Genomic DNA, 1,366 nt, shown 5'->3' on the forward strand with positions numbered 1-1,366 from the left:
GATGTGGGATTTGCGCATCGCTGCATCGGTCACCTCCGATCGAACGGGCGCGGGGCGCAGCGTCGGCCAGGCTGGAGCGGCGCAACTGGAGAGCGGTATGGACAAGTCTGGGGTTGGGAAGGTCGCGCTCATCACGGGCGTGACGGGGCAGGATGGCGCGTATCTTTCCGAGCTTCTGCTCGAGAAGGGCTACGTCGTTCACGGCATCAAGCGCCGCTCGTCCTCGTTCAATTCGGGGCGCATCGAGCATCTTTACCAGGACCCGCACGAGAAGGATCAGCGCTTCGTTCTTCACTATGGCGACCTGACAGATTCGACCAACCTCATCCGCATCGTGCAGGAGGTTCAGCCCGACGAAATCTACAACCTCGCGGCCCAGAGCCATGTCCAGGTCTCGTTCGAGACCCCGGAATACACCTCGAACGCCGACGCCACCGGCACGCTGCGCCTGCTCGAAGCGATCCGCCTGCTCGGCCTGACCAAGAAGACAAAATTCTATCAGGCGTCGACCTCGGAGCTCTACGGCAAGGTCCAGGAGATTCCGCAGAGCGAGAAGACGCCGTTTTATCCGCGCAGCCCCTACGCGGCTGCCAAGCTCTACGCCTACTGGATCGTTGTGAACTACCGCGAGGCGTATGGCATGCACGCCTCGAACGGCATCCTGTTCAACCATGAGAGCCCGCTGCGCGGCGAGACCTTCGTTACCCGTAAGATCACGCGCGCGATCGCGGCGATGCATCTGGGCTATCAGGACAAGCTCTATCTCGGCAATCTTGACGCCAAGCGCGACTGGGGCCATGCCCGCGAATATGTCCGCGGCATGTGGCTGATGCTGCAGCAGGACGAGCCGGACGATTATGTCCTCGCCACCGGCGAGACCACGATGGTGCGCGACTTCGTCAGCCACGGCTTCAAGCAGGTCGGCATCGACGTCGCTTGGCAGGGCGAGGGCGTCGACGAGAAGGGCATCGACGCGAAGACCGGCAAGGTGCTGGTCGAGATCGATCCGCGCTATTTCCGCCCGACCGAGGTGGAACTGCTGATCGGCGACCCGACCAAGGCGCACACCAAGCTTGGCTGGAAGCACGATACCAAGTGGCAGCAGCTCTGCGAGGAGATGGTGGCGTCCGACCTGAAGGTGGTCCAGCAGGAGCGTCGCCGCAATGCCGAGTGAGACTTGGCCGAGTGATCCATCGCCGAGTGAGGCCGCTTTCGATCTGACGGGCAAGCGCGTCTGGGTCGCGGGGCATCGCGGCATGGTGGGGGCGGCGCTGGTGCGCCGCCTGCAGAGCGAGAACTGCGAGATCGTCACGGCCGGCCGCAGCGATGTCGACCTGCTGCGACAGGAACAGACCGAAAACTGGCT

At 63.3% G+C, this 1,366-nt stretch carries 2 protein-coding genes; both read left to right on the plus strand.

What is annotated here, in order from left to right:
* The first annotated feature begins 97 nt into the window (after positions 1-97).
* Entirely contained in the window at positions 98-1,174 is a 1,077-nt protein-coding gene (gmd, locus tag ACFPN9_RS27955; protein WP_377817960.1) for a GDP-mannose 4,6-dehydratase, read from the plus strand.
* A partial coding sequence (locus ACFPN9_RS27960; RefSeq protein WP_377817959.1) for an NAD-dependent epimerase/dehydratase family protein occupies positions 1,164-1,366 on the plus strand: 203 nt, incomplete at its 3' end. The genes gmd and ACFPN9_RS27960, both read left to right, overlap by 11 nt.

The sequence above is a fragment of the Allobosea massiliensis genome, from assembly GCF_042655245.1.
Taxonomy (GTDB): domain Bacteria; phylum Pseudomonadota; class Alphaproteobacteria; order Rhizobiales; family Beijerinckiaceae; genus Allobosea; species Allobosea massiliensis.